This window comes from Citrobacter sp. Cpo071, assembly GCF_030332765.1.
Lineage (GTDB): Bacteria > Pseudomonadota > Gammaproteobacteria > Enterobacterales > Enterobacteriaceae > Citrobacter > Citrobacter portucalensis.
In genome coordinates, this window is sequence record NZ_JAOWHE010000077.1 from 300,893 (window position 1) to 319,143 (window position 18,251).

General features: G+C 53.3%; 17 protein-coding genes and 1 pseudogene. 8 read left to right on the plus strand and 10 right to left on the minus strand.

Annotation, left to right across the window (positions count from 1 at the left end; genetic code table 11):
- Nucleotides 1-9 precede the first annotated feature (9 nt).
- From nirC to tsgA, 4 genes are all read right to left on the minus strand, one after another.
- On the minus strand, nucleotides 10-819 hold the full coding sequence (gene nirC, locus OGY09_RS10230) for a nitrite transporter NirC (RefSeq protein WP_008786308.1): 810 nt from the start codon (nucleotides 817-819) through the stop codon (nucleotides 10-12).
- 186 nt (nucleotides 820-1,005) lie between these two features.
- Complete coding sequence (gene nirD / locus OGY09_RS10235; protein WP_003023590.1) at nucleotides 1,006-1,332, minus strand: nitrite reductase small subunit NirD; 327 nt, start codon at nucleotides 1,330-1,332, stop codon at nucleotides 1,006-1,008.
- Complete coding sequence (gene nirB / locus OGY09_RS10240; protein WP_032945198.1) at nucleotides 1,329-3,872, minus strand: NADPH-nitrite reductase large subunit; 2,544 nt, start codon at nucleotides 3,870-3,872, stop codon at nucleotides 1,329-1,331. The genes nirD and nirB overlap by 4 nt, the downstream gene beginning before the upstream one ends.
- 271 nt (nucleotides 3,873-4,143) lie before the next feature.
- A complete protein-coding gene (tsgA, locus tag OGY09_RS10245) occupies nucleotides 4,144-5,325 on the minus strand; it encodes an MFS transporter TsgA (RefSeq protein WP_032945197.1) in 1,182 nt (393 codons plus the stop codon).
- Between the two features lie 264 nt (nucleotides 5,326-5,589).
- On the opposite strand from tsgA, the gene ppiA reads away from it, so the two are divergent.
- The 5 genes from ppiA (at nucleotide 5,590) to argD (ending at nucleotide 8,926) form a co-directional block, all read left to right on the plus strand.
- Nucleotides 5,590-6,162 (plus strand): peptidylprolyl isomerase A, encoded by a 573-nt coding sequence (ppiA, locus tag OGY09_RS10250; protein ID WP_003023595.1) that lies wholly within the window; start codon nucleotides 5,590-5,592, stop codon nucleotides 6,160-6,162.
- A 106-nt stretch (nucleotides 6,163-6,268) separates the two neighbouring features.
- Nucleotides 6,269-6,436, plus strand: coding sequence for a FicA/YhfG family antitoxin (gene ficA, locus OGY09_RS10255; protein ID WP_071992578.1), 168 nt, complete (start codon nucleotides 6,269-6,271; stop codon nucleotides 6,434-6,436).
- Nucleotides 6,426-7,028, plus strand: coding sequence for a putative adenosine monophosphate-protein transferase Fic (locus tag OGY09_RS10260; protein WP_005121664.1), 603 nt, complete (start codon nucleotides 6,426-6,428; stop codon nucleotides 7,026-7,028). Before ficA ends, OGY09_RS10260 begins: the two co-directional genes overlap by 11 nt.
- Before the next feature lie 31 nt (nucleotides 7,029-7,059).
- Complete coding sequence (gene pabA, locus OGY09_RS10265; protein ID WP_032945196.1) at nucleotides 7,060-7,623, plus strand: aminodeoxychorismate synthase component 2; 564 nt, start codon at nucleotides 7,060-7,062, stop codon at nucleotides 7,621-7,623.
- A gap of 85 nt (nucleotides 7,624-7,708) precedes the next feature.
- Nucleotides 7,709-8,926: a bifunctional acetylornithine/succinyldiaminopimelate transaminase gene (argD, locus tag OGY09_RS10270; protein WP_032945195.1), complete on the plus strand. Its 1,218-nt coding sequence runs from the start codon at nucleotides 7,709-7,711 to the stop codon at nucleotides 8,924-8,926.
- 90 nt (nucleotides 8,927-9,016) lie between these two features.
- Here the strand turns inward: argD and OGY09_RS10275 are convergent, their stop codons facing one another.
- Both OGY09_RS10275 and crp read right to left on the minus strand, forming a co-directional pair.
- Nucleotides 9,017-11,104: a YccS/YhfK family putative transporter gene (locus OGY09_RS10275; RefSeq protein ID WP_008786302.1), complete on the minus strand. Its 2,088-nt coding sequence runs from the start codon at nucleotides 11,102-11,104 to the stop codon at nucleotides 9,017-9,019.
- A 51-nt stretch (nucleotides 11,105-11,155) separates the two neighbouring features.
- A complete protein-coding gene (crp, locus tag OGY09_RS10280; RefSeq protein ID WP_000242758.1) occupies nucleotides 11,156-11,788 on the minus strand; it encodes a cAMP-activated global transcriptional regulator CRP in 633 nt (210 codons plus the stop codon).
- A 308-nt stretch (nucleotides 11,789-12,096) separates the two neighbouring features.
- Between crp and OGY09_RS10285 the strand changes: the two genes are divergently transcribed.
- Nucleotides 12,097-12,504: an OsmC family protein gene (locus tag OGY09_RS10285; protein WP_003827750.1), complete on the plus strand. Its 408-nt coding sequence runs from the start codon at nucleotides 12,097-12,099 to the stop codon at nucleotides 12,502-12,504.
- 81 nt (nucleotides 12,505-12,585) lie between these two features.
- Here the strand turns inward: OGY09_RS10285 and OGY09_RS10290 are convergent, their stop codons facing one another.
- The 4 genes and pseudogenes from OGY09_RS10290 to OGY09_RS10305 all read right to left on the minus strand — a co-directional run bounded on the left by OGY09_RS10290 (nucleotide 12,586) and on the right by OGY09_RS10305 (nucleotide 15,547).
- Entirely contained in the window at nucleotides 12,586-13,455 is an 870-nt protein-coding gene (locus OGY09_RS10290; RefSeq protein WP_003827751.1) for a phosphoribulokinase, read from the minus strand.
- Between the two features lie 53 nt (nucleotides 13,456-13,508).
- Entirely contained in the window at nucleotides 13,509-13,727 is a 219-nt protein-coding gene (locus OGY09_RS10295) for a YheU family protein (protein WP_003023615.1), read from the minus strand.
- A pseudogene (locus OGY09_RS10300) lies at nucleotides 13,724-14,792 on the minus strand (hydrolase). The gene OGY09_RS10295 and the pseudogene OGY09_RS10300 overlap by 4 nt, the downstream one beginning before the upstream one ends.
- Before the next feature lie 35 nt (nucleotides 14,793-14,827).
- Nucleotides 14,828-15,547, minus strand: coding sequence for an NUDIX domain-containing protein (locus OGY09_RS10305; RefSeq protein ID WP_008786298.1), 720 nt, complete (start codon nucleotides 15,545-15,547; stop codon nucleotides 14,828-14,830).
- A 191-nt stretch (nucleotides 15,548-15,738) separates the two neighbouring features.
- Between OGY09_RS10305 and prs the strand changes: the two genes are divergently transcribed.
- Nucleotides 15,739-16,599, plus strand: coding sequence for a ribose-phosphate diphosphokinase (prs, locus tag OGY09_RS10310; RefSeq protein WP_032945194.1), 861 nt, complete (start codon nucleotides 15,739-15,741; stop codon nucleotides 16,597-16,599).
- Nucleotides 16,600-16,613: 14 nt separating this feature from the next.
- Complete coding sequence (locus OGY09_RS10315) at nucleotides 16,614-18,104, plus strand: nicotinate phosphoribosyltransferase (protein WP_032945192.1); 1,491 nt, start codon at nucleotides 16,614-16,616, stop codon at nucleotides 18,102-18,104.
- Nucleotides 18,105-18,251: the final 147 nt, after the last annotated feature.

Here is an 18,251-nt window from a genome sequence, read left to right on the forward strand (position 1 = left end):
CATTACCCCTTAATTATTGGCAGCAGCCTCTGGCTGATTGATTTTTGCCGGAGCCGGACGCTCCGATTTTGGCGTAGCATACCAATAACCCAATCCCATGAATACGACACCGGACAAAGTATTACCGAGTGTCACCCACAGCAGGTTATGACCAATTCCTGACAGGGTATAGGCTTCGCTGTGGTGGCCGAACCAGGAGAGGGCAAACAGCGTCATGTTGGCAACGGAGTGCTCGTAGCCGGAAGCGATAAACGCCAGCAGACACCACCAGATAGCGAGGAATTTTGCCGCGCCTTCGGTACGGATTGCCATCCAGATTGCCAGACAAACCAACCAGTTACACAGTGCGCCTTTAAAGAACAAAACCATCGCAGGCGCGGTCGTTTTCGCCAGAGCAACCGAATGGACGATGCTGGTATCGACCGGCAGCAGGCTACCGCCACCCCAGCTGTAAAGCAGGGCGACAAACACGGAACCGACCAGGTTACCCAGCCAGGTTTTTGGCAGGATTGCCCACATCTGACCGTGGCTGATGGTGCCTGCTTTGACGCCGAGCGTCAGGAACATGGTGTGACCGGTAAACAGTTCCGAACCGGCAATAATGACCAGCGTTAAGGCGATACCAAAGGTTGCACCCATCACCAGAGGACGAACGGACGGGTCGAGCAGATTACCGAGGGTGAAAATAAGAATGATGCCGAGACCCACATAGGCTCCCGCCATTGCCGAACTGATCCAGAATCCAAGCGGGTTATTAGCCGACAGGCGTGCGATGCGCGCAGCGTTAGCCGCACACTTATTAATAGTGTCTGTGAACATGTGTTGATTATCCTTGAAGTACAAACAATAAAAAGAAATCGTAACCGTAGGCCGGACAAGGCATTTATGCCGCCATCCGGCAATGTGCCTGTGCAATTGCCTGATGGCGCTACGCTTATCAGGCCTACCATTAAAAGACCTATAAATACGTCAAAAAAGGGGAGGCGTTGCGCCTCCCAAAATTAATTAACCGCGCAGTTGCACCGTGCCGTCTTTCACTCGCGCTTCGTAATGTTTCACGGAGAACTGTTCGTCTTCCATGCACAGACCGTCGCTTAAGCGAAAACGCTGTTTTTTCAGCGGGCTGGCAACCCACAATTCGCCCTGATGTTCAGCAATCAGCCCACGAGAAAGCACGCTGGACTCAAAGAACGGGTCGATGTTGCTGATCGCAAACACCTGGTCGCTGTGATACGGGCGGAAAATCGCAACCTGCTCGTTACCTAACAGGGCGCAGACGCCTGTTGCAGGCAGAATGTCATCGATTTTGCAGATGTTTTTCCACTGGCTCATGCGTTTTCCTCCACCAGAGTCACCGGGATACGCTCATAAGGCGTGGCCGGACGATGTTGTTCACGTTCAGGCACAACCTGGACATTCGGATCGCGTTTTTCGCTGTTGATAAAGTGTTTGAAGCGAACCTGCGCGGATGGGGTGTTAACGGTTTCTGTCCACTCACACACCACAGCTTCACGCAGACGGGCCATCTCTTCTTCAAGATGCTGGTTTAGACCCAACTTGTCGTCGATGATGACGGACTTCAGATACTCAATACCGCCTTCCAGATTGTCTAACCACGGTGCGGTACGGGTCAGTTTGTCGGCAGTACGGATGTAGAACATCATGAAACGGTCAAGGTATTTGAGCAGCGTTTCGCGATCGATATCCGCTGCCAGCAGGTCTGCATGACGAGGTTTCATCCCGCCGTTACCGCAAACGTACAGGTTCCAGCCTTTCTCAGTGGCGATGATACCCACGTCTTTACCCTGAGCTTCCGCACATTCACGGGTACAGCCGGAGACGCCGAATTTCATTTTGTGCGGGGTACGAATGCCTTTGTAGCGATTTTCCAGCTCCACGCCGAAGCCCACGCTATCGCCGACGCCGTAACGGCACCAGGTGCTGCCTACGCAGGTTTTTGCCATACGCAGCGCTTTGGCATACGCGTGACCGGTTTCAAAACCGGCTTCAATCAGCTGACGCCAGATTTCCGGCAGGTCATCTTTCTGCGCGCCGAACAGGCCGATACGCTGAGAACCGGTAATTTTGGTGTACAGGTTAAATTCACGCGCGATACGGCCCACAGCTACCAGGCCTTCAGGGGTAATTTCGCCACCCGCAGAGCGCGGGATCACGGAATAAGTACCGTCTTTCTGGATGTTCGCCAGGAAGTTGTCGTTGGTGTCCTGCAACGGCGTGTGCTGCGGTTTGAGGATGTACTCATTCCAGCAGGAAGCCAGCAGGGAACCTACGGTAGGTTTACACACTTCGCAGCCGTAACCTTTCCCGTGTTTTGCCAGCAGCTCTTCGAAGGTTTTGATGCCTTCTACGCGGATGAGATGGAACAGTTCCTGACGTGAGTACGGGAAGTGTTCACACAGGTTGTTGTTAACTTCGATACCCTGTTTCGCCAGTTCGGCGTTCAGGACCTGCGTTACCAGCGGGATACACCCGCCGCAGCCGGTACCGGCTTTGGTTTCCGCTTTCAGCGCCGCAACGGTATGGCAGCCCTTGTTAATAGCGGCAACCAGCATGCCTTTGGTGACATCGAAGCAGGAGCAAATCTGCGCGCTGTCCGGCAGTTTATCGACACCGATAGACGGCTTACCGCTGCCCGCGTGTGCTGGCAGAATCAGTGAATCCGGGTTTTCCGGCAGTTCGATGGCGTTCAGCACCAGTTGCAGTAGATTGCCGTAATCGCTGGTGTCGCCCACCAGAACCGCGCCGAGCAGGGTTTTGTTATCTTTGCTAACGATCAGGCGTTTGTAGACTTCTTTGCTTTCGTCGAGATAGACGTAGCTACGGGCGCCCGGCGTGCGCGCATGCGCATCACCAATACCGCCGACGTCAACGCCGAGCAGCTTCAGCTTGGCGCTCAGGTCCGCGCCTTCAAAGGCATTTTCAGTTTCGAGAATATGGTCAACGGCAACCTGCGCCATTTTATAGCCTGGAGCGACCAGACCATACACGCGGTTGTTCCAGCTAGCGCATTCGCCGATGGCATAGATGTCCGGGTCAGATGTCTGGCAAGTGTCGTTAATGACGATCCCGCCGCGTGGCGCGACGTCCAGACCGCACTGGGTGGCCAGTTTGTCGCGTGGACGAATACCGGTAGAGAAGACGATGAAATCGACTTCCAGTTCGCTACCGTCGGCAAAACGCATGGTTTTGCGCGCTTCGGTGCCTTCCTGAACGATTTCTTTGGTGTTTTTGCTGGTGTGCACACGCACGCCCATGCTTTCAATTTTGCGACGTAACTGCTCGCCACCCATATGATCCAGCTGTTCAGCCATCAGCATTGGGGCGAATTCAATCACGTGGGTTTCAACGCCGAGGCTTTTCAGCGCACCGGCGGCTTCCAGGCCCAGCAGGCCACCGCCGACCACGGCACCGCGTTTGCTGCGGCGCGCGCAAGACTCAATGGCGTTGAGGTCTTCGATGGTGCGGTAAACGAAGCAGTCCTGGGTTTCCGAACCTTTAATCGGTGGGATCCACGGGTAAGAGCCCGTCGCCATGATCAGCTTATCGTAGTAAACCGTACGACCTGCGCTGGAGTGGATCACCTTCTCCTGGCGGTTAATGGTAATTGCGCGTTCGCCCACTAACACCTTAACGCCGTGCTTCTCGTAGAATCCTTCACGCACCAGAGAAAGCTCTTCGGCGGTGTGGTGGGAGAAGTAGGAAGACAGGTGTACGCGGTCGTACGCTTTGCGGGGTTCTTCACAGAAGACGGTAATATCAAAATTGGCAGCGTCGGATTTATCAAGAAGATCCTCAATAAAGCGATGGCCGACCATACCATTACCGATAATAGCGAGTCTGACTTTGCTCATTTTTGCCTCGATTTCTTTTCTATTACTGCCTACCTTAACGATTCAGCAACCGCGCTTATTGATGCAAATCAAATTCGCCCTTATATACTCCTTAAGAGGTATATAACTGATTTGTCAGCATTTTTATAAGTGACGGAATTATTTGGGTTTTCGTGTTTGTATAAATAGCGTACAAATTAAGGGGTTTTTGTAAGAATTGGCCTACATGACCAGTGAAAGAAGAGGAGGGTGAGAATGTGCCGGATGATGTGGATACCATCCGGCAGTGAGATTAATGCGTTGCTGGGGCGTTATGCTGGCGATGGCGCGTGACAAACCCAAGAATAAAGCACATCACGAATACAACCGCATACAAGCCGTTAGCTGTTTGCAATGCCGCCTGCGGGCCGCTGTGTGCCACGATAGGGCCGGTGACGACGAAAGTGAGCATGGTGCCGATGGTACCGCAGGTCAGAACGAAGTTAACCAGTTTGGGTGAGGCGACCTTCGTCTGCTGGGAGCCAAGGGTAATGATGGTGGTATAAATCGCACTGGAGAAGAAGCCCAGCGTCATAATAAACCACGGCATATGCTCTGGCGTACCGGTGATAAACAGATACATCAGGACGGTAGCCAGACCCGCCAGAACGGTCAGGATGCGCTGCAAATCGAAGAAACGCAGAATAAAGCTAAATGCCCACATGCCAACCATGTAAGACATCCAGAAGTCGCTGACCAGTTTACCCGCATCGTTCAGGCTCATGCCCAGGCTTTTGGCGTACTCCGGGACCCAGGAGATAAAACCCAACTGGCCAAGGATGTAGCACAGTGCAGCGATCGCCAGAAACAGCACGCCAATCCCCCATTTTTCTTTTACTACCGGCGCGTCTGACTGCTGAGCGTGTTTACCCAGTGCCGGGAATTCACAACCGAAGGTCAGCAGGAAAATGGCGACGTATACGAGGCCGATGCAGGCATAGACCCAATACCATTCGATGCTGCGCGCTAACAGGAACGCGGCAACCATTGGGAAAATCATACCGGCCATGCTGAAGAAGGAGTCAGTAAACAGCAGGCGGGAACCGCGCTGACGACCTTCGTACATTTGAGTTACCAGGAACGTACCAATCGACATGGTGATACCGCTTACCAGGCCCAATACAAACATGGCGGCGGAGAACAAGGCCAGGCTATGGCTGAACATCAGTCCGGCAACGGCCAGTACCATCAGGATAAAGCCGAAGCGCAACTGGGTTTTCAGTGGCACGATTTCCATTAACCATGCATTCAGAAAGATAGAGATCAGAATGCCGGCATTCAGGAAGGTGAAGGTGTTACTCATGCTGGAAACGGGCAAATGGAAGTAATCTGCGATGTTTCCCATCACCATCCCGGTGACAATTACCAACGCACCTGTCAGGGCGTAGGAGAGAAAGCTAATCCATGTGAGCTTGATGCGATTGCTGTTAGTCATGACTGGCCTGTATAGAAGTGTAAGGCGCATTGACTGCGCCGTGAGCGGGCAGATTTTAGGCGCTTTAGTGACGCATTTAAATATTTATCGGTAATAACTTGGTGCGTTACATTTTTCTATGTGATCTTGATCACATTGATACTTGCAGCCATGAGGTTACATTTGTTTCAGGTACGTAAAATTAAGTAAAGGGATGGCCTTGTCCTTGAAGGCTCTTTAGAATCAATTCACTTGCTTCATTTCTGCTCTTGTTAAGGAATTCTCATGCTCAAATCGACTCTGGCGGCTGTTGCAGCTGTTCTCGCTCTTTCTGCTCTCTCCCCCGCAGCACTGGCAGCAAAAGGTGATCCACATGTTCTGCTGACAACCTCTGCTGGTAACATTGAGCTGGAGCTGAACAGTCAGAAAGCCCCGGTTTCAGTGCAAAACTTTGTCGATTATGTCAACAGTGGTTTCTATAACAACACCACGTTCCACCGTGTGATCCCAGGCTTCATGGTGCAGGGCGGCGGTTTTACCGAGCAGATGCAGCAGAAGAAACCTAACCCGCCAATCAAGAATGAAGCCGATAACGGACTGCGTAACACTCGCGGCACGATTGCTATGGCGCGTACAGCGGATAAAGACAGCGCGACCAGCCAGTTCTTTATCAACATTGCAGATAACGCTTTCCTCGATCACGGCCAGCGCGACTTTGGCTACGCTGTTTTCGGTAAAGTTGTGAAAGGTATGGATGTCGCGGATAAGATCTCTCAGGTACAGACCCATGATGTCGGTCCATACCAGAATGTCCCGTCAAAACCGATTGTTATCCTTTCTGCTAAAGTCCTGCCGTAATCGTATCTTGCGCGGGTAGTTCTTGCCCGCGTTCACCCCTCTCTCTGCGTAACCCGAAATTGCTGCTTATACTTGTGGCAAGTGTCGGCTCATTCAGGGAGGTCACGTGAAAAAACTCACCGATAAACAAAAGTCCAGGCTGTGGGAACAACGGCGAAACGCCAATTTCCAGGCCAGCCGACGGCTGGAAGGCGTAGATATTCCACGGGTTACTCTGAGTGCTGAAGAGGCCCTGGCGCGTCTTGAAGAGCTGAGGAGGCACTATGAGCGATAAATTCGGTGATGGTCGCGACCCGTATTTATATCCGGGCCTGAATGTCATGCGTAACCGTCTGGGGATTCATCAGGCGCAGCGTTTGGCGCAGGCTGCTTATGAACTGACAGCGCTGCGTGCGGCAACTATCGAATTGGGGCCGCTTAAACGGGGCTTACCGCACCTGTGCGCCATTCATCGTCAGCTGTATCGGGATATTTTTGACTGGGCGGGACACCTGCGCGAAGTCGATATTTACCAGGGCGATACTCGCTTTTGCCACTTCGCCTATATCGAGAAAGAGGGCAATGCGCTGATGCAGGACCTGGAAGATGAGTCCTGGCTGGTGGGATTACCGGAAGACAAGTTTGTCGATCGTCTTGCCCACTATTATTGCGAAATCAATGTGCTGCATCCGTTTCGCATTGGCAGTGGCCTGGCGCAGCGTATTTTCTTCGAACAGTTAGCGATTCATGCCGGGTATATGCTGAGCTGGGATGGCATTCCGGTTGAGGAGTGGAATCAGGCTAATCAGAGCGGGGCGATGGGTGACCTGTCTGCACTGCGGGCGATATTTCGTAAAGTGGTAAGCGAAGCCCCGGAAACTGAGTAGAATAGCGCGGTTCTTATGTACCGGAGCCGCCATGATCCTGCTTATTGATAACTATGATTCTTTTACCTGGAACCTGTACCAATACTTCTGCGAACTGGGCGCTGATGTCCTTGTCCGGCGCAACGACGAGCTGACGCTGGCGCAAATCGACGCGCTGAACCCGCAAAAAATCGTGATTTCCCCTGGGCCATGCACGCCGGATGACGCCGGTATCTCACTGGAGGTTATTCGTCATTTCGCCGGTAAGCTCCCCTTGTTGGGTGTTTGTCTTGGCCACCAGGCGATGGCGCAGGCCTTTGGCGCGAGCGTAGTTCGGGCGGCTAAAGTGATGCACGGTAAAACCTCGCCGATTACCCATACCGGGCAGGGTGTTTTTCAGGGACTCGCTAACCCATTAACGGTGACGCGCTACCACTCTCTGGTGGTTGCCCCTGAGACGCTTCCCGAGTGCTTTGAGGTGACGGCCTGGAGTGAAACGCAGGAGATTATGGGCATTCGTCACCGCGAGTGGGATATGGAAGGCGTACAGTTTCACCCGGAGAGTATTCTCAGCGAACAGGGGCATCAGCTGCTGGCTAATTTTCTCAATCGCTGATTTGTAGTTGCTATTCAGTGATTTTTTATTCATATTTTGTGATTATAATTTCACTGGCGTTTCTGCTTAACAGGGTGGTAATGACATGGCAACTGAACAAACTGCAATTACGCGCGCGACATTCGATGAAGTGATTCTGCCGATTTATGCACCGGCTGAGTTTATCCCGGTAAAAGGAAAAGGGAGTCGAGTGTGGGATCAACAGGGCAAAGAGTATGTTGATTTCGCGGGGGGCATTGCAGTGACCGCGTTAGGGCATTGCCATCCGGCATTGGTTGAGGCGTTAAAAACCCAGGGCGAAACCCTGTGGCATACCAGCAACGTATTTACCAACGAACCGGCGTTGCGCTTAGGCCGTAAAATCATTGATGCGACCTTTGCCGAGCGCGTGCTGTTCATGAACTCCGGTACTGAAGCCAACGAAACCGCCTTTAAGCTGGCGCGCCATTATGCCTGCGTGCGTCATAGTCCGTTCAAAACCAAAATCATTGCCTTCCATAATGCGTTTCACGGCCGTTCGCTGTTTACCGTGTCCGTTGGTGGGCAGCCGAAATACTCCGACGGCTTTGGGCCAAAACCGGCGGATATCATCCATGTCCCGTTTAACGATCTGCATGCGGTCAAAGCGGTGATGGACGATCACACCTGCGCGGTGGTCGTTGAGCCTATTCAGGGAGAGGGCGGCGTCACTGCGGCTACGCCGGAATTCCTGCAAGGTTTGCGTGAACTTTGTGACCAGCACCAGGCGCTGTTGGTATTTGATGAAGTGCAGAGTGGGATGGGGCGTACCGGCGATTTGTTTGCCTATATGCACTACGGCGTGACGCCGGATATCCTCACCAGCGCGAAGGCGCTCGGTGGCGGCTTCCCGGTAAGCGCGGTGTTGACCACTCAGGAGATTGCCTCCGCGTTCCACGTGGGTTCGCACGGCTCCACCTATGGCGGTAACCCGCTGGCCTGCGCGGTAGCGGGGGCAGCGTTTGATATCATCAACACGCCGGAGGTGCTGGGAGGCATTCAGGCCCGGCGTCAGGCGTTTGTCCAGCATTTGCACAAGATTGATCAACAGTTCGACATTTTCAGCGATATTCGCGGGATGGGGCTGCTGATTGGCGCCGAGCTGAAGCCGCAGTTTAAAGGCCGGGCGCGCGATTTCCTCTATGCCGCCGCACACGAAGGGGTGATGGTGCTGAACGCCGGGCCGGACGTGATGCGTTTCGCGCCGTCGCTGGTGGTGGAGCAGGCGGATATCGATGAAGGGATGCAGCGTTTCGCGCAGGCGGTAGCGAAGGTGGTGGGCTGATTGCCGGATGGCGGCGCGCGCGCCTTATCCGGCCTACAGGGTAAGGTGTGATTCGTTGGCCGGATAAGCGTAGCGCATCCGGCAAATCTCTTAACCCTTCATGTCCCGTAGTCGGCGGCTCAGCCAGATCCCGTGGTGCGGTCGCTGACGCCATGCTACCGACGAAATGGTATGCATGGTGTTCAGATGCCCAAGAACCCGCTGCAGATGCTGCTCAAGGGTGCTTAACGGACCATGGGACAGCATCTCTGGCGCTTCGAGAATATTCACATCTCCCGAGCTTCCCGGCCCATCATATTCCAGCCGCTGCTGACAGCGCTGGAGTGCAATTTCACAGGACTCCAGATACCGCTGCGCCAAATCCGGCGTCAGCATCGTATGTTCCCTTGCCAGCGTGGTCATCGCGTTGATGTGTTCGACGATGAACTGGCTGTGCGTGACCCACAGTTTCATATCTGCAAGGTAGTGCGAGTTAAATCCTGGCTCCTGCATTGCCTGGTTCAGCGAGTTGAACAGCGTGTTTTGCGTCTGGTTGACGCGCATGCGCTGATACGCCAGCGGCGTGGCCTGTGGATCGTTGCTGAGGATCAGACGAATTGCCTCCTGGTCGGCTTCTAACGCATCGTGGGCGTTCTTACGCAGCAGACCGCTCTGCCACTGTGGCCACAGCCAGAGCGTGCCGCCAAAGGCGATTAAGCAGCCAATGACCGTATCGACAAACCGCGGCACGATAAACTCTTCCCCGTTCAGCGTCAGCAGTTGCAGGGTGTATACCGCCGTTACCGTAAAACCGACGGTAGCCCAGCCGTAGTTTTTACGGATGATCAGATAGCTCACCAGGGTGATCAGCAGCATGGCCGCCAGCGTGAAACCTTCGGGAATATGAAAGTGCAACGTGACGCCGGCAATAACCAGTCCAACGAGCGTACCTACGGAACGGTGTAAGATGCGCACCCGGGTCGCCCCGTAGCCATTTTGCGTAACAAACAGGACTGTCATCAAAATCCAGTAAGGCTTTGGCAGGTGTAAAGCGCTGCCCATCAGGCTGGCGATACTCAACATAACGCTGATGCGTCCGGCATTGCGCAGCGCTGGGGATTTCAACGACAGGTAGTTTTTCAGGGCAGGGATCAGCGGCAACCGACGCTGCTTGTCAGCCATTAAGTCACGGGCATACAGCGGGCGCTGGGTCCGTAGCACGCGGGCAATACGGCTGAAGTGCCAGTAGCAAAATTGCCCCACCGGATTGTCCGGATGCTGCCTGGCGATTTTCTCCAGCGTGCCAATCTGCTTTTCCATCGAGAAACGGGTCGGCAAGCGGTGATACAAAATATCATCGGCCAGTACCCGAAGGCGTTCGGCGACGGTTCGCGCGTTCCAGCGAATTACCTGCTCCGCGTGGCTACGCTCAACCAGTTTTTGCACTTCTTCTGGCTGGTGGAGGCTAACGGAAATATGCTCCTGTAAATCCAGCGCCTCCTGAAAGGCACGCAGCAGGCGTTTGTATTCATTGTTGTGATGTGCCGACAGCATATGCATTTGCTGATAGCACTGGGTAATCAGATCCACCGCCTTTTGTTGGCGAACCAGCAGGGGAGGCAGCGCTTTTTCTGGGTCAGCATGCTGGGTCAGCATGCTGTACTTGGCTTCACAGTAATCGGCTAATTCACGGTACAGCAAGCTGAGCGATTCGCGGAGCGGTTGCTCGCGCCACATCCAGAACCAGAACCAGTTGAACAGGCCGTACCATAACGTGCCCAGCGCGTAAATCAGCAGCGGCTCCCAGACGGGCATATTCCCGGCCAGGCTGAGCGTGAAAATCGCTGCGATAAGCGAGGCTGGCAGTAATCGCGCATGCAACGGGCTTAGCTCGGCGGTTACGCCAAGAATCAGCGTCAGGCCGGTGAGGATCAATGGTAGCGGTATAGTTTGCGCAAGCAGTAGCTGCATGATCAAGCTGCACCCGGCAAACAGCGATGCACCAATGACTAAGCGTTTGAAAAAGCGCTTGTGCGGGGTATCAAGACCGGCAATGTTGCAGCAGGCAGGGACGAGGGAAAAGAGAAGCCCCAAATGAAGCTGACCGATGATCAGACCAACAGCCACAGGTAAACATAGCACCAGCGTTTGTCGTAGTGCGTAGTTGATCTCTGGGTGGTATATCAGTCTTCGCCACATCGGAGTAAACAAAAGTGGCGCATTACTGGGTAACGCGCCACTTCGATGGGGTTAACGCGTGCCGTAGACGACGATGGTCTTACCGTGTGCGGAGATCAGGTTCTGATCTTCCAGCATCTTCAGAATACGACCGACGGTCTCACGGGAGCAGCCAACGATCTGGCCGATTTCCTGACGGGTGATTTTAATCTGCATGCCGTCCGGGTGGGTCATCGCATCAGGCTGTTTCGCCAGATTCAGCAGAGTCTGCGCGATACGACCGGTTACGTCGAGGAAGGCAAGGTTGCCCACTTTTTCAGACGTGACCTGCAGACGACGAGCCATCTGAGAAGACAGGCGCATCAGAATATCCGGGTTGACCTGGATTAATTGGCGAAATTTTTTGTAGGAAATTTCAGCGACTTCACATGCGGTTTTGGCACGTACCCAGGCGCTACGTTCCTGACCTTCTTCGAAGAGGCCTAATTCACCAATAAAATCGCCCTGATTCAGATAAGAAAGGATCATTTCTTTCCCTTCTTCATCTTTGATCAGCACTGCCACGGAGCCTTTAACGATGTAATACAACGTTTCCGCTTTTTCACCCTGGTGAATCAGCGTGCTCTTCGATGGGTACTTATGAATATGGCAATGAGACAAGAACCATTCGAGAGTCGGGTCTGTTTGCGGTTTGCCAAGCACCATGCGCGGTTATCCTCTGTTATAAGCTGTCTCCAGAGCCAGAAAACGACGCTGCCTCTGGGTTTGCAAAAATATGCTTCCCGCTACCTGGGAAAGGGGCTGTCAAAAATATACTGCAGCCTGTAATGTGATGTCCTCTGCATACATGCAGTACGTCAATGTATTACTGTAGCATCCCGTCTGTTTTAGCATAGCTTTCGCCGTGTGTCTCCTGGTGTCTCGCTTCAGCATGACGCAGGTCGCCTTCCGTTGCGAGAATTGTTATGTGCGCGTAATCTGTCAGGAAAATTGAAACATTGGAGTTACGAAATATGCAAGCGCGTGTAAAGTGGGTTGAGGGGTTAACCTTCCTCGGTGAGTCCGCCTCTGGCCACCAAATTTTGATGGACGGTAACTCCGGTGATAAAGCGCCGAGCCCGATGGAAATGGTATTAATGGCTGCTGGCGGTTGTAGCGCCATTGATGTGGTATCGATCCTGCAAAAGGGTCGTCAGGATGTGACCAACTGCGAAGTGAAGCTGACTTCAGAGCGTCGTGATGAAGCGCCGCGCCTGTTTACCCACATCAACCTGCATTTCATCGTAACGGGTAACGATCTGAAAGATGCGTCTGTCTCCCGCGCCGTCGATCTTTCAGCGGAAAAATACTGCTCCGTGGCGTTGATGTTGGAAAAGGCAGTGAATATTACCCATTCCTATGAAGTGGTTGCTGCTGCCTGATGGCGCTACACTTATCAGGCCTACAGGATATAAACACGTAGGCCGGATAAGGCATCAGCCGCCATCCGGCAAAAGACCACATCACTCGATCTTCTTACCTTCCATCAGTCGCTGTACCAGCGGCAGCATAATCAATTCCATCGCCAGACCCATCTTGCCGCCAGGTACGACTAACGTATTGATATGGGAAATGAATGATCCCTGCAACATGGCCAGTAACCACGGGAAGTCGATCCCTTCCAGGTTACGAAAATGAATCACGACAAAGCTTTCATCCAGTGATGGAATGCTCTTAGCGGCAAAGGGGTTGGAGGTATCGACGGTCGGTACGCGCTGGAAGTTAATATGCGTCCGGGAAAACTGCGGCGTGATGTAATTGATGTAATCGTCCATTGAACGCACCACCGAGTCCATCACCGCTTCACGCGAATGTCCACGCTCGCTGGTATCGCGGGTCAGCTTCTGGATCCATTCCAGGTTTACGATAGGTACCACGCCAACCAGCAGATCGACATGCCGGGCCACGTTTTGCTGCGGGGTGACAACACCGCCGTGCAGCCCTTCGTAGAACAGTACATCCGTCGGTTCAGGCAGCGGCTGCCAGGGCGTGAATGTCCCCGGAACCTGGTTCCATGGTACGGCCTCATCGTAAGTGTGCAGATATTTTCGCGACTGGCCTTTGCCCGTCTGACCGTATTCGATGAAGGTTTGTTCCAGCAAGCCGAAGTCATTAGCTTCGGGGCCAAAATAGCTGATATGCCGCCCGGCATCGCGCGCTTTGCGAATCGCCATGTCCATTTCTGGACGGGTATAGCGATGAAAACTGTCACCTTCCACCTCGGCGGCGCGCAGATTTAACTGCGCGAAAATTTTACGAAACGCGAGGCTGGTGGTGGTGGTCCCCGCGCCGCTGGATCCTGTTACCGCAATCACCGGATGTTTGGCAGACATAACAACTCCATGAAATGGTTGTAATTATAGTAAAGTCGGCCGGCGGCTACGGATTACTCGTGAATCTGCTTCCTCGGCATAATGTTGACCGTTTCATGCAGTTCAGACCACACCAGCACGGCTTCACCTGATTGTAGTTGGCGTTTGACGTCGGCGACTTTTTGTTCGAGCGAGCGTTCATGTTCACCATAATCGGTGCCTTCGCGCAAGACAAAGCTTTCAATCAAATTGTCCAGCGCGTCCGGGGAGATATCTTGCCATGGGATAATCATGATGATGCCTCCAGATACGTTGTCAGCCAGTCCGGGATTCTTGATTCCAGCCACATCTCAGGACGGCGCACCGTGCCACCTATAAATCCGACGTGGCCGCCGTGTTCAGTAAGCTGGTACTCCACCTGTGAGGGCAGATTTTCCGGTTTCGGGATCACATGATGATCCATAAACGGATCGTCTTTCGCATGGATAATCAGCGTTGGTTTGGCGATCCGATTGAGCAACGGCATGGCGCTGCACTGGCGATAATAGTCTATAGCATCGGCGAAACCGTGAATTTTGGCGGTGATTAGATCGTCAAAATCGCGAATGCGGCGCAAAGATTTCAACTGGGCCAGACTCACCGGAAGCGAACCTGGATAAGCTTCAAGCTTCCGTGAGGCATTGGCTTTCAACAGATTGAGCAGGTAGCGCTGGTAGACCCGGGAGAAGCCCTTGTCCATATGGTAACTACAGGCTTCCAGCACGAAAGGTGCAGAAACGATAACCGCCGCATCTATCGGAATATCGTTGCCTTCTTTTGCCAGCAGGCAAGCCAGCATGTTTCCACCGAGTGAATAACCTACCGCCGCGGTCGGTACGCGACCGAACTCACGCTCCAGCCAGTGTAAAAACCAGGTGCCATCTTCTGTTTCACCGGAGTGATAAATGCGGTTCAGACGATTGGGTTCGCCGCTGCAACCGCGAAAATGCATTACCACGCCCAGCCAGCCGCGCTTTTGCGCCGCTTCAATCAGGCCATGTGCGTACGGGCTGTTCAGACTGCCTTCCAGACCGTGAAAAACCACCAGGCGCGGTTTGTGTTTCGCCTGTTGCGGATCTTCACTCCACGCCAGATCGACGAAATCACCGTCAGGCAATTCCAGACGCTGCCAGTGGGCGTCGAACTTCACCTTGCGGCGAATTAAACGCGGCAGCATCGTCTGCAGATGGCGGTTACTGATACCGCGCATCGGGCGGAATTCTCGCGAATCGTCGGTAGGTGGGGTCATTTCTGTGGACGTGATTTCAACCATAACACCGGAGCAATTAATAATCGGAAAGAATAACTATACCGCGCACAGCGCGTGCGGGTTAGCCAATATGTGATTTTGTCGCTAGTCAGTCAGCAGGTTACGCGAGAAAAGATGAAAATCGACGTTGGGTTTACGTCGCCACAGGCGGGCTTTACGCGTCCCTGTCGCCACGCTTTCTCCGGTATCTTCAAACATTCCTGACGCTTCAAAGCGACGAATCAGACTTTTACGCTGGATCGACTGGCCGAGGATCACCTCAGTGGCTTCGAGCAGTTGCCCATGGGTAAATGTTTCCGGCAAGCAGTATACGGGCAGGAGCGAGTACATCGTTTTTTGCCGTAAGCGGTGTAGCGCCGCGGTAATAATTTTCTCGTGATCAAACGCGAGTGAATAGTTTTTCAGTTCATCAACCGGCACCCAACGGGCATTACTGACGCTGGCGATATGGGGCGCGCAGTCTACCCAGGCGATTAGTGCAAACCAGGTGACCGTCAGGCTCCAGCCGCGCGGGTCACGATCAGGGCCGGAAAAGGTATCCAGTTGTTCCAGCCACGAAGGCGAAACGCCTGTTTTTTCGGTGAGTTTGCGCAGCGCGGTGGCGCGGGTTGAATCATCGTTTTCGATATCAATAAAGCCGCCGGGTAATCCCCAACGCCCTTTTTGCGGCTGGTTTGCCCGCTCGACCAGTAATACGCACAGCGCCTGCTGATGCAGGGTAAATAACACGCTATCTACCGTCACCAGAGGTGAAGGGAAGCGGCTGGCATCGTACTGATTCAGGTAGTCGGCTTCGGTGGTCATAAGGTACTCACGATGATTTGTAACGCTGACAAGTGTACCAGCCCGACACCGGGGGGCAAGGTTCGTTTTTTCTCATTGCTTATCAGTGGATTAGCTCACGGCTTAAAAATAATTCATTTTATGCTTGCTTAATATGTGTCACAGGGACATTATTAATTGTGTCGAAGGGACACAATTAAGGGGTGAGCGCGATGAACATAAAATTGACACTAACTTTGGACGACCAGACCTATGCCGTTGCCAGCGGTGTTTTTCCTGATGGTGCTGTCTGGTTAAAAGTCACCGATGCGTTGCCAACCTTTGCTCGCCTGATGCGCATCCGTGCCACGGCTATGCGTGATATGAACGATTTTATGCTGCTGGCGCAACTGGTTGAGGCGGTACGTCATCAGACCGATGTACTGGTCAGCCATCTCGACCTCCCCTGGCTGCCGTGGGCGCGTCAGGACAGACATATGGTATCGGGTGACAGCTTTGCGCTGAAAGTCTTCGCCAGTCACCTCAATACGTTGAAATTTGACAAGGTCAACGTGCTCGACCCGCACAGCGATGCGGCGGCGGCTGCAATCGACAACTTTGTGGCGATCCCCCAGGAGGTCTGCCTGATGCAAAGCACGTCATTATCGCGGCTGTTTCAGCAAAACGCGCTGATGCTGGTTGCTCCCGATGCGGGATCGCTGAAGAAGATTGATGCTGTAGCCAGAGTAGCCGGTGTGGAGCAGTACGCCATCCTGAGCAAAAAACGTGATGTGGCAAGCGGCAGCCTGACGGGATTTGCGTTATTGGCCGGAGACGTCAGGGGTAGGGATCTGCTGATTGTTGACGATCTGTGTGACGCAGGCGGTACGTTTATAGGCTCTGCACAGGTGTTACGTGATGCTGGCGCCCGCAGTGTCAGCCTGTATGTCACCCACGGTATCTTTTCTAAGGGCGTTGATCACCTGTTTGCAAACGGTATTGACGCTATCTACACCACCACCTCTTTAGCTGCCCCAGCGTTGGTACATCCGCAGCTTGAGCTTATCGATATTGACGCGATTTACCGCGCCTGAGGGAGAGACTGATTATGAAAATGAACCCGATTCTGGCTATCGACGGCTACAAAGTTTCTCATCGCGTACAGTATCCGCAGGGTACCCATCGCGTGTATTCCAACTTTACCCCGCGCAGCGATCGCTTTTTCTCCTCGCCGTTGGCGGATGGCAAACTGGTATTCTTCGGCCTGCAGGGTTTTATGCAGTGGTTTTTAGTCGACCTGTTTAATGAGGCGTTCTTTGCCCGCCCGGAAGACGAGGTGGTCAGCGAATACAAACAGGTCATGGACAGCTATCTGGGCAAAGATGCGGTGGCGGTGGACCATATTCGTGCACTGCATCAGTTGGGCTATCTGCCGCTGCACATCAAGGCGCTGGATGAAGGCAGCAAAGTCCCGATGGCGGTACCGGTTTTAACTATCATCAACACCCAACCCGAGTTTTTCTGGCTGGTGAATTACCTGGAGACCGTGCTGTCGGCGGAGCTGTGGAAGGCGTCAACAAATGCCACGATAGCTCACCACTACCGCAAAATCTGCGCTCGCTGGGCAGAGCAAACCTGTAGCGACCTGACGCACCTTGACTTCCAGTGCCATGACTTTTCATTTCGCGGTATGTCCGGATTACAGGACACCATGCAGGCGGGCAGTGGGCATTTGTTGAGCTTTAAAGGGACCGACAGTATTCCATCTCTGCTGTACGCCCGCGATTACTACACCGACGGCGAGCCCTATTTTATCGGCGCCAGCATTCCGGCTACCGAACACAGCGTGATGTGTATGGGTGAGCGCGAGCATGAGATTGAAACCTTCCGCCGCCTGATTGCCGATCTCTACCCGCAAGGATTTGTATCAATAGTCTCTGATACCTGGGACTACTGGCAGGTGCTGACGGAATATACCCGCGAACTGAAAAGCATCATTCTGGCGCGTGAAGGTCGGGTGGTATTCCGTCCGGATAGCGGCAACCCGGTGGAGATCCTGTGTGGTATTGGCGCAGATGAGGATACCCGCAGCGATCGTACCGCTCAGGAGAAAGGGTCCGTGGAAGTGCTGTGGGAGATTTTTGGCGGCACGATTAACGCCAAAGGTTACAAGGTGCTCGACCCGCATGTCGGACTGATTTATGGCGACTCCATCACCCTTGAGCGAGCGAATGAGATCCTGCGTCGTCTGGAAGCGAAAGGATTTGCCAGTTCAAACGTCGTGTTTGGCGTTGGTTCTTTTACTTATCAATACAACACACGTGACACCTTTGGTTTTGCGATGAAAGCGACGTGGGGAGAAGTCGACGGTAAAGGCCGGACGATTTTTAAAGAACCGAAAACTGATAATGGTCTGAAACGTTCAGCCCGTGGTCTGCTTCGCGTCACACGTGATGAGCAAGGGGAACTGCGTCTGCATGACGAACAGACCTGGGAGCAAGAGCAGGAAGGGGAGCTGAAAACTCGTTTTCTCAACGGCAAGCTGTTTAACCGTGAACATTTTGAAGATATCCGCCAGCGTCTGGCGGCACAAAGCTAGTTTTCCGCAAGCGGGTAGCTTTACCCGCTTCCTCCTCCCTCCCGGCGTGAATTGATCATCGTCACAAATGGTTACTTCAATTATTACTCTCAAGCTAATGATTCTTTCCTACGCTTAATTGATGACTTTCTCACCAGGGTGCACACT

What these genes read in the sequence shown, in the direction of transcription:
- nirC (WP_008786308.1), bottom strand. Translation starts at nt 819, where the DNA reads ATGTTCACAGACACTATTAATAAGTGTGCGGCTAACGCTGCGCGCATC.
- nirD (WP_003023590.1), bottom strand. Translation starts at nt 1,332, where the DNA reads ATGAGCCAGTGGAAAAACATCTGCAAAATCGATGACATTCTGCCTGCA.
- nirB (WP_032945198.1), bottom strand. Translation starts at nt 3,872, where the DNA reads ATGAGCAAAGTCAGACTCGCTATTATCGGTAATGGTATGGTCGGCCAT.
- tsgA (WP_032945197.1), bottom strand. Translation starts at nt 5,325, where the DNA reads ATGACTAACAGCAATCGCATCAAGCTCACATGGATTAGCTTTCTCTCC.
- ppiA (WP_003023595.1), top strand. Translation starts at nt 5,590, where the DNA reads ATGCTCAAATCGACTCTGGCGGCTGTTGCAGCTGTTCTCGCTCTTTCT.
- OGY09_RS10260 (WP_005121664.1), top strand. Translation starts at nt 6,426, where the DNA reads ATGAGCGATAAATTCGGTGATGGTCGCGACCCGTATTTATATCCGGGC.
- pabA (WP_032945196.1), top strand. Translation starts at nt 7,060, where the DNA reads ATGATCCTGCTTATTGATAACTATGATTCTTTTACCTGGAACCTGTAC.
- argD (WP_032945195.1), top strand. Translation starts at nt 7,709, where the DNA reads ATGGCAACTGAACAAACTGCAATTACGCGCGCGACATTCGATGAAGTG.
- OGY09_RS10275 (WP_008786302.1), bottom strand. Translation starts at nt 11,104, where the DNA reads ATGTGGCGAAGACTGATATACCACCCAGAGATCAACTACGCACTACGA.
- crp (WP_000242758.1), bottom strand. Translation starts at nt 11,788, where the DNA reads ATGGTGCTTGGCAAACCGCAAACAGACCCGACTCTCGAATGGTTCTTG.
- OGY09_RS10285 (WP_003827750.1), top strand. Translation starts at nt 12,097, where the DNA reads ATGCAAGCGCGTGTAAAGTGGGTTGAGGGGTTAACCTTCCTCGGTGAG.
- OGY09_RS10290 (WP_003827751.1), bottom strand. Translation starts at nt 13,455, where the DNA reads ATGTCTGCCAAACATCCGGTGATTGCGGTAACAGGATCCAGCGGCGCG.
- OGY09_RS10295 (WP_003023615.1), bottom strand. Translation starts at nt 13,727, where the DNA reads ATGATTATCCCATGGCAAGATATCTCCCCGGACGCGCTGGACAATTTG.
- OGY09_RS10305 (WP_008786298.1), bottom strand. Translation starts at nt 15,547, where the DNA reads ATGACCACCGAAGCCGACTACCTGAATCAGTACGATGCCAGCCGCTTC.
- prs (WP_032945194.1), top strand. Translation starts at nt 15,739, where the DNA reads ATGAACATAAAATTGACACTAACTTTGGACGACCAGACCTATGCCGTT.
- OGY09_RS10315 (WP_032945192.1), top strand. Translation starts at nt 16,614, where the DNA reads ATGAAAATGAACCCGATTCTGGCTATCGACGGCTACAAAGTTTCTCAT.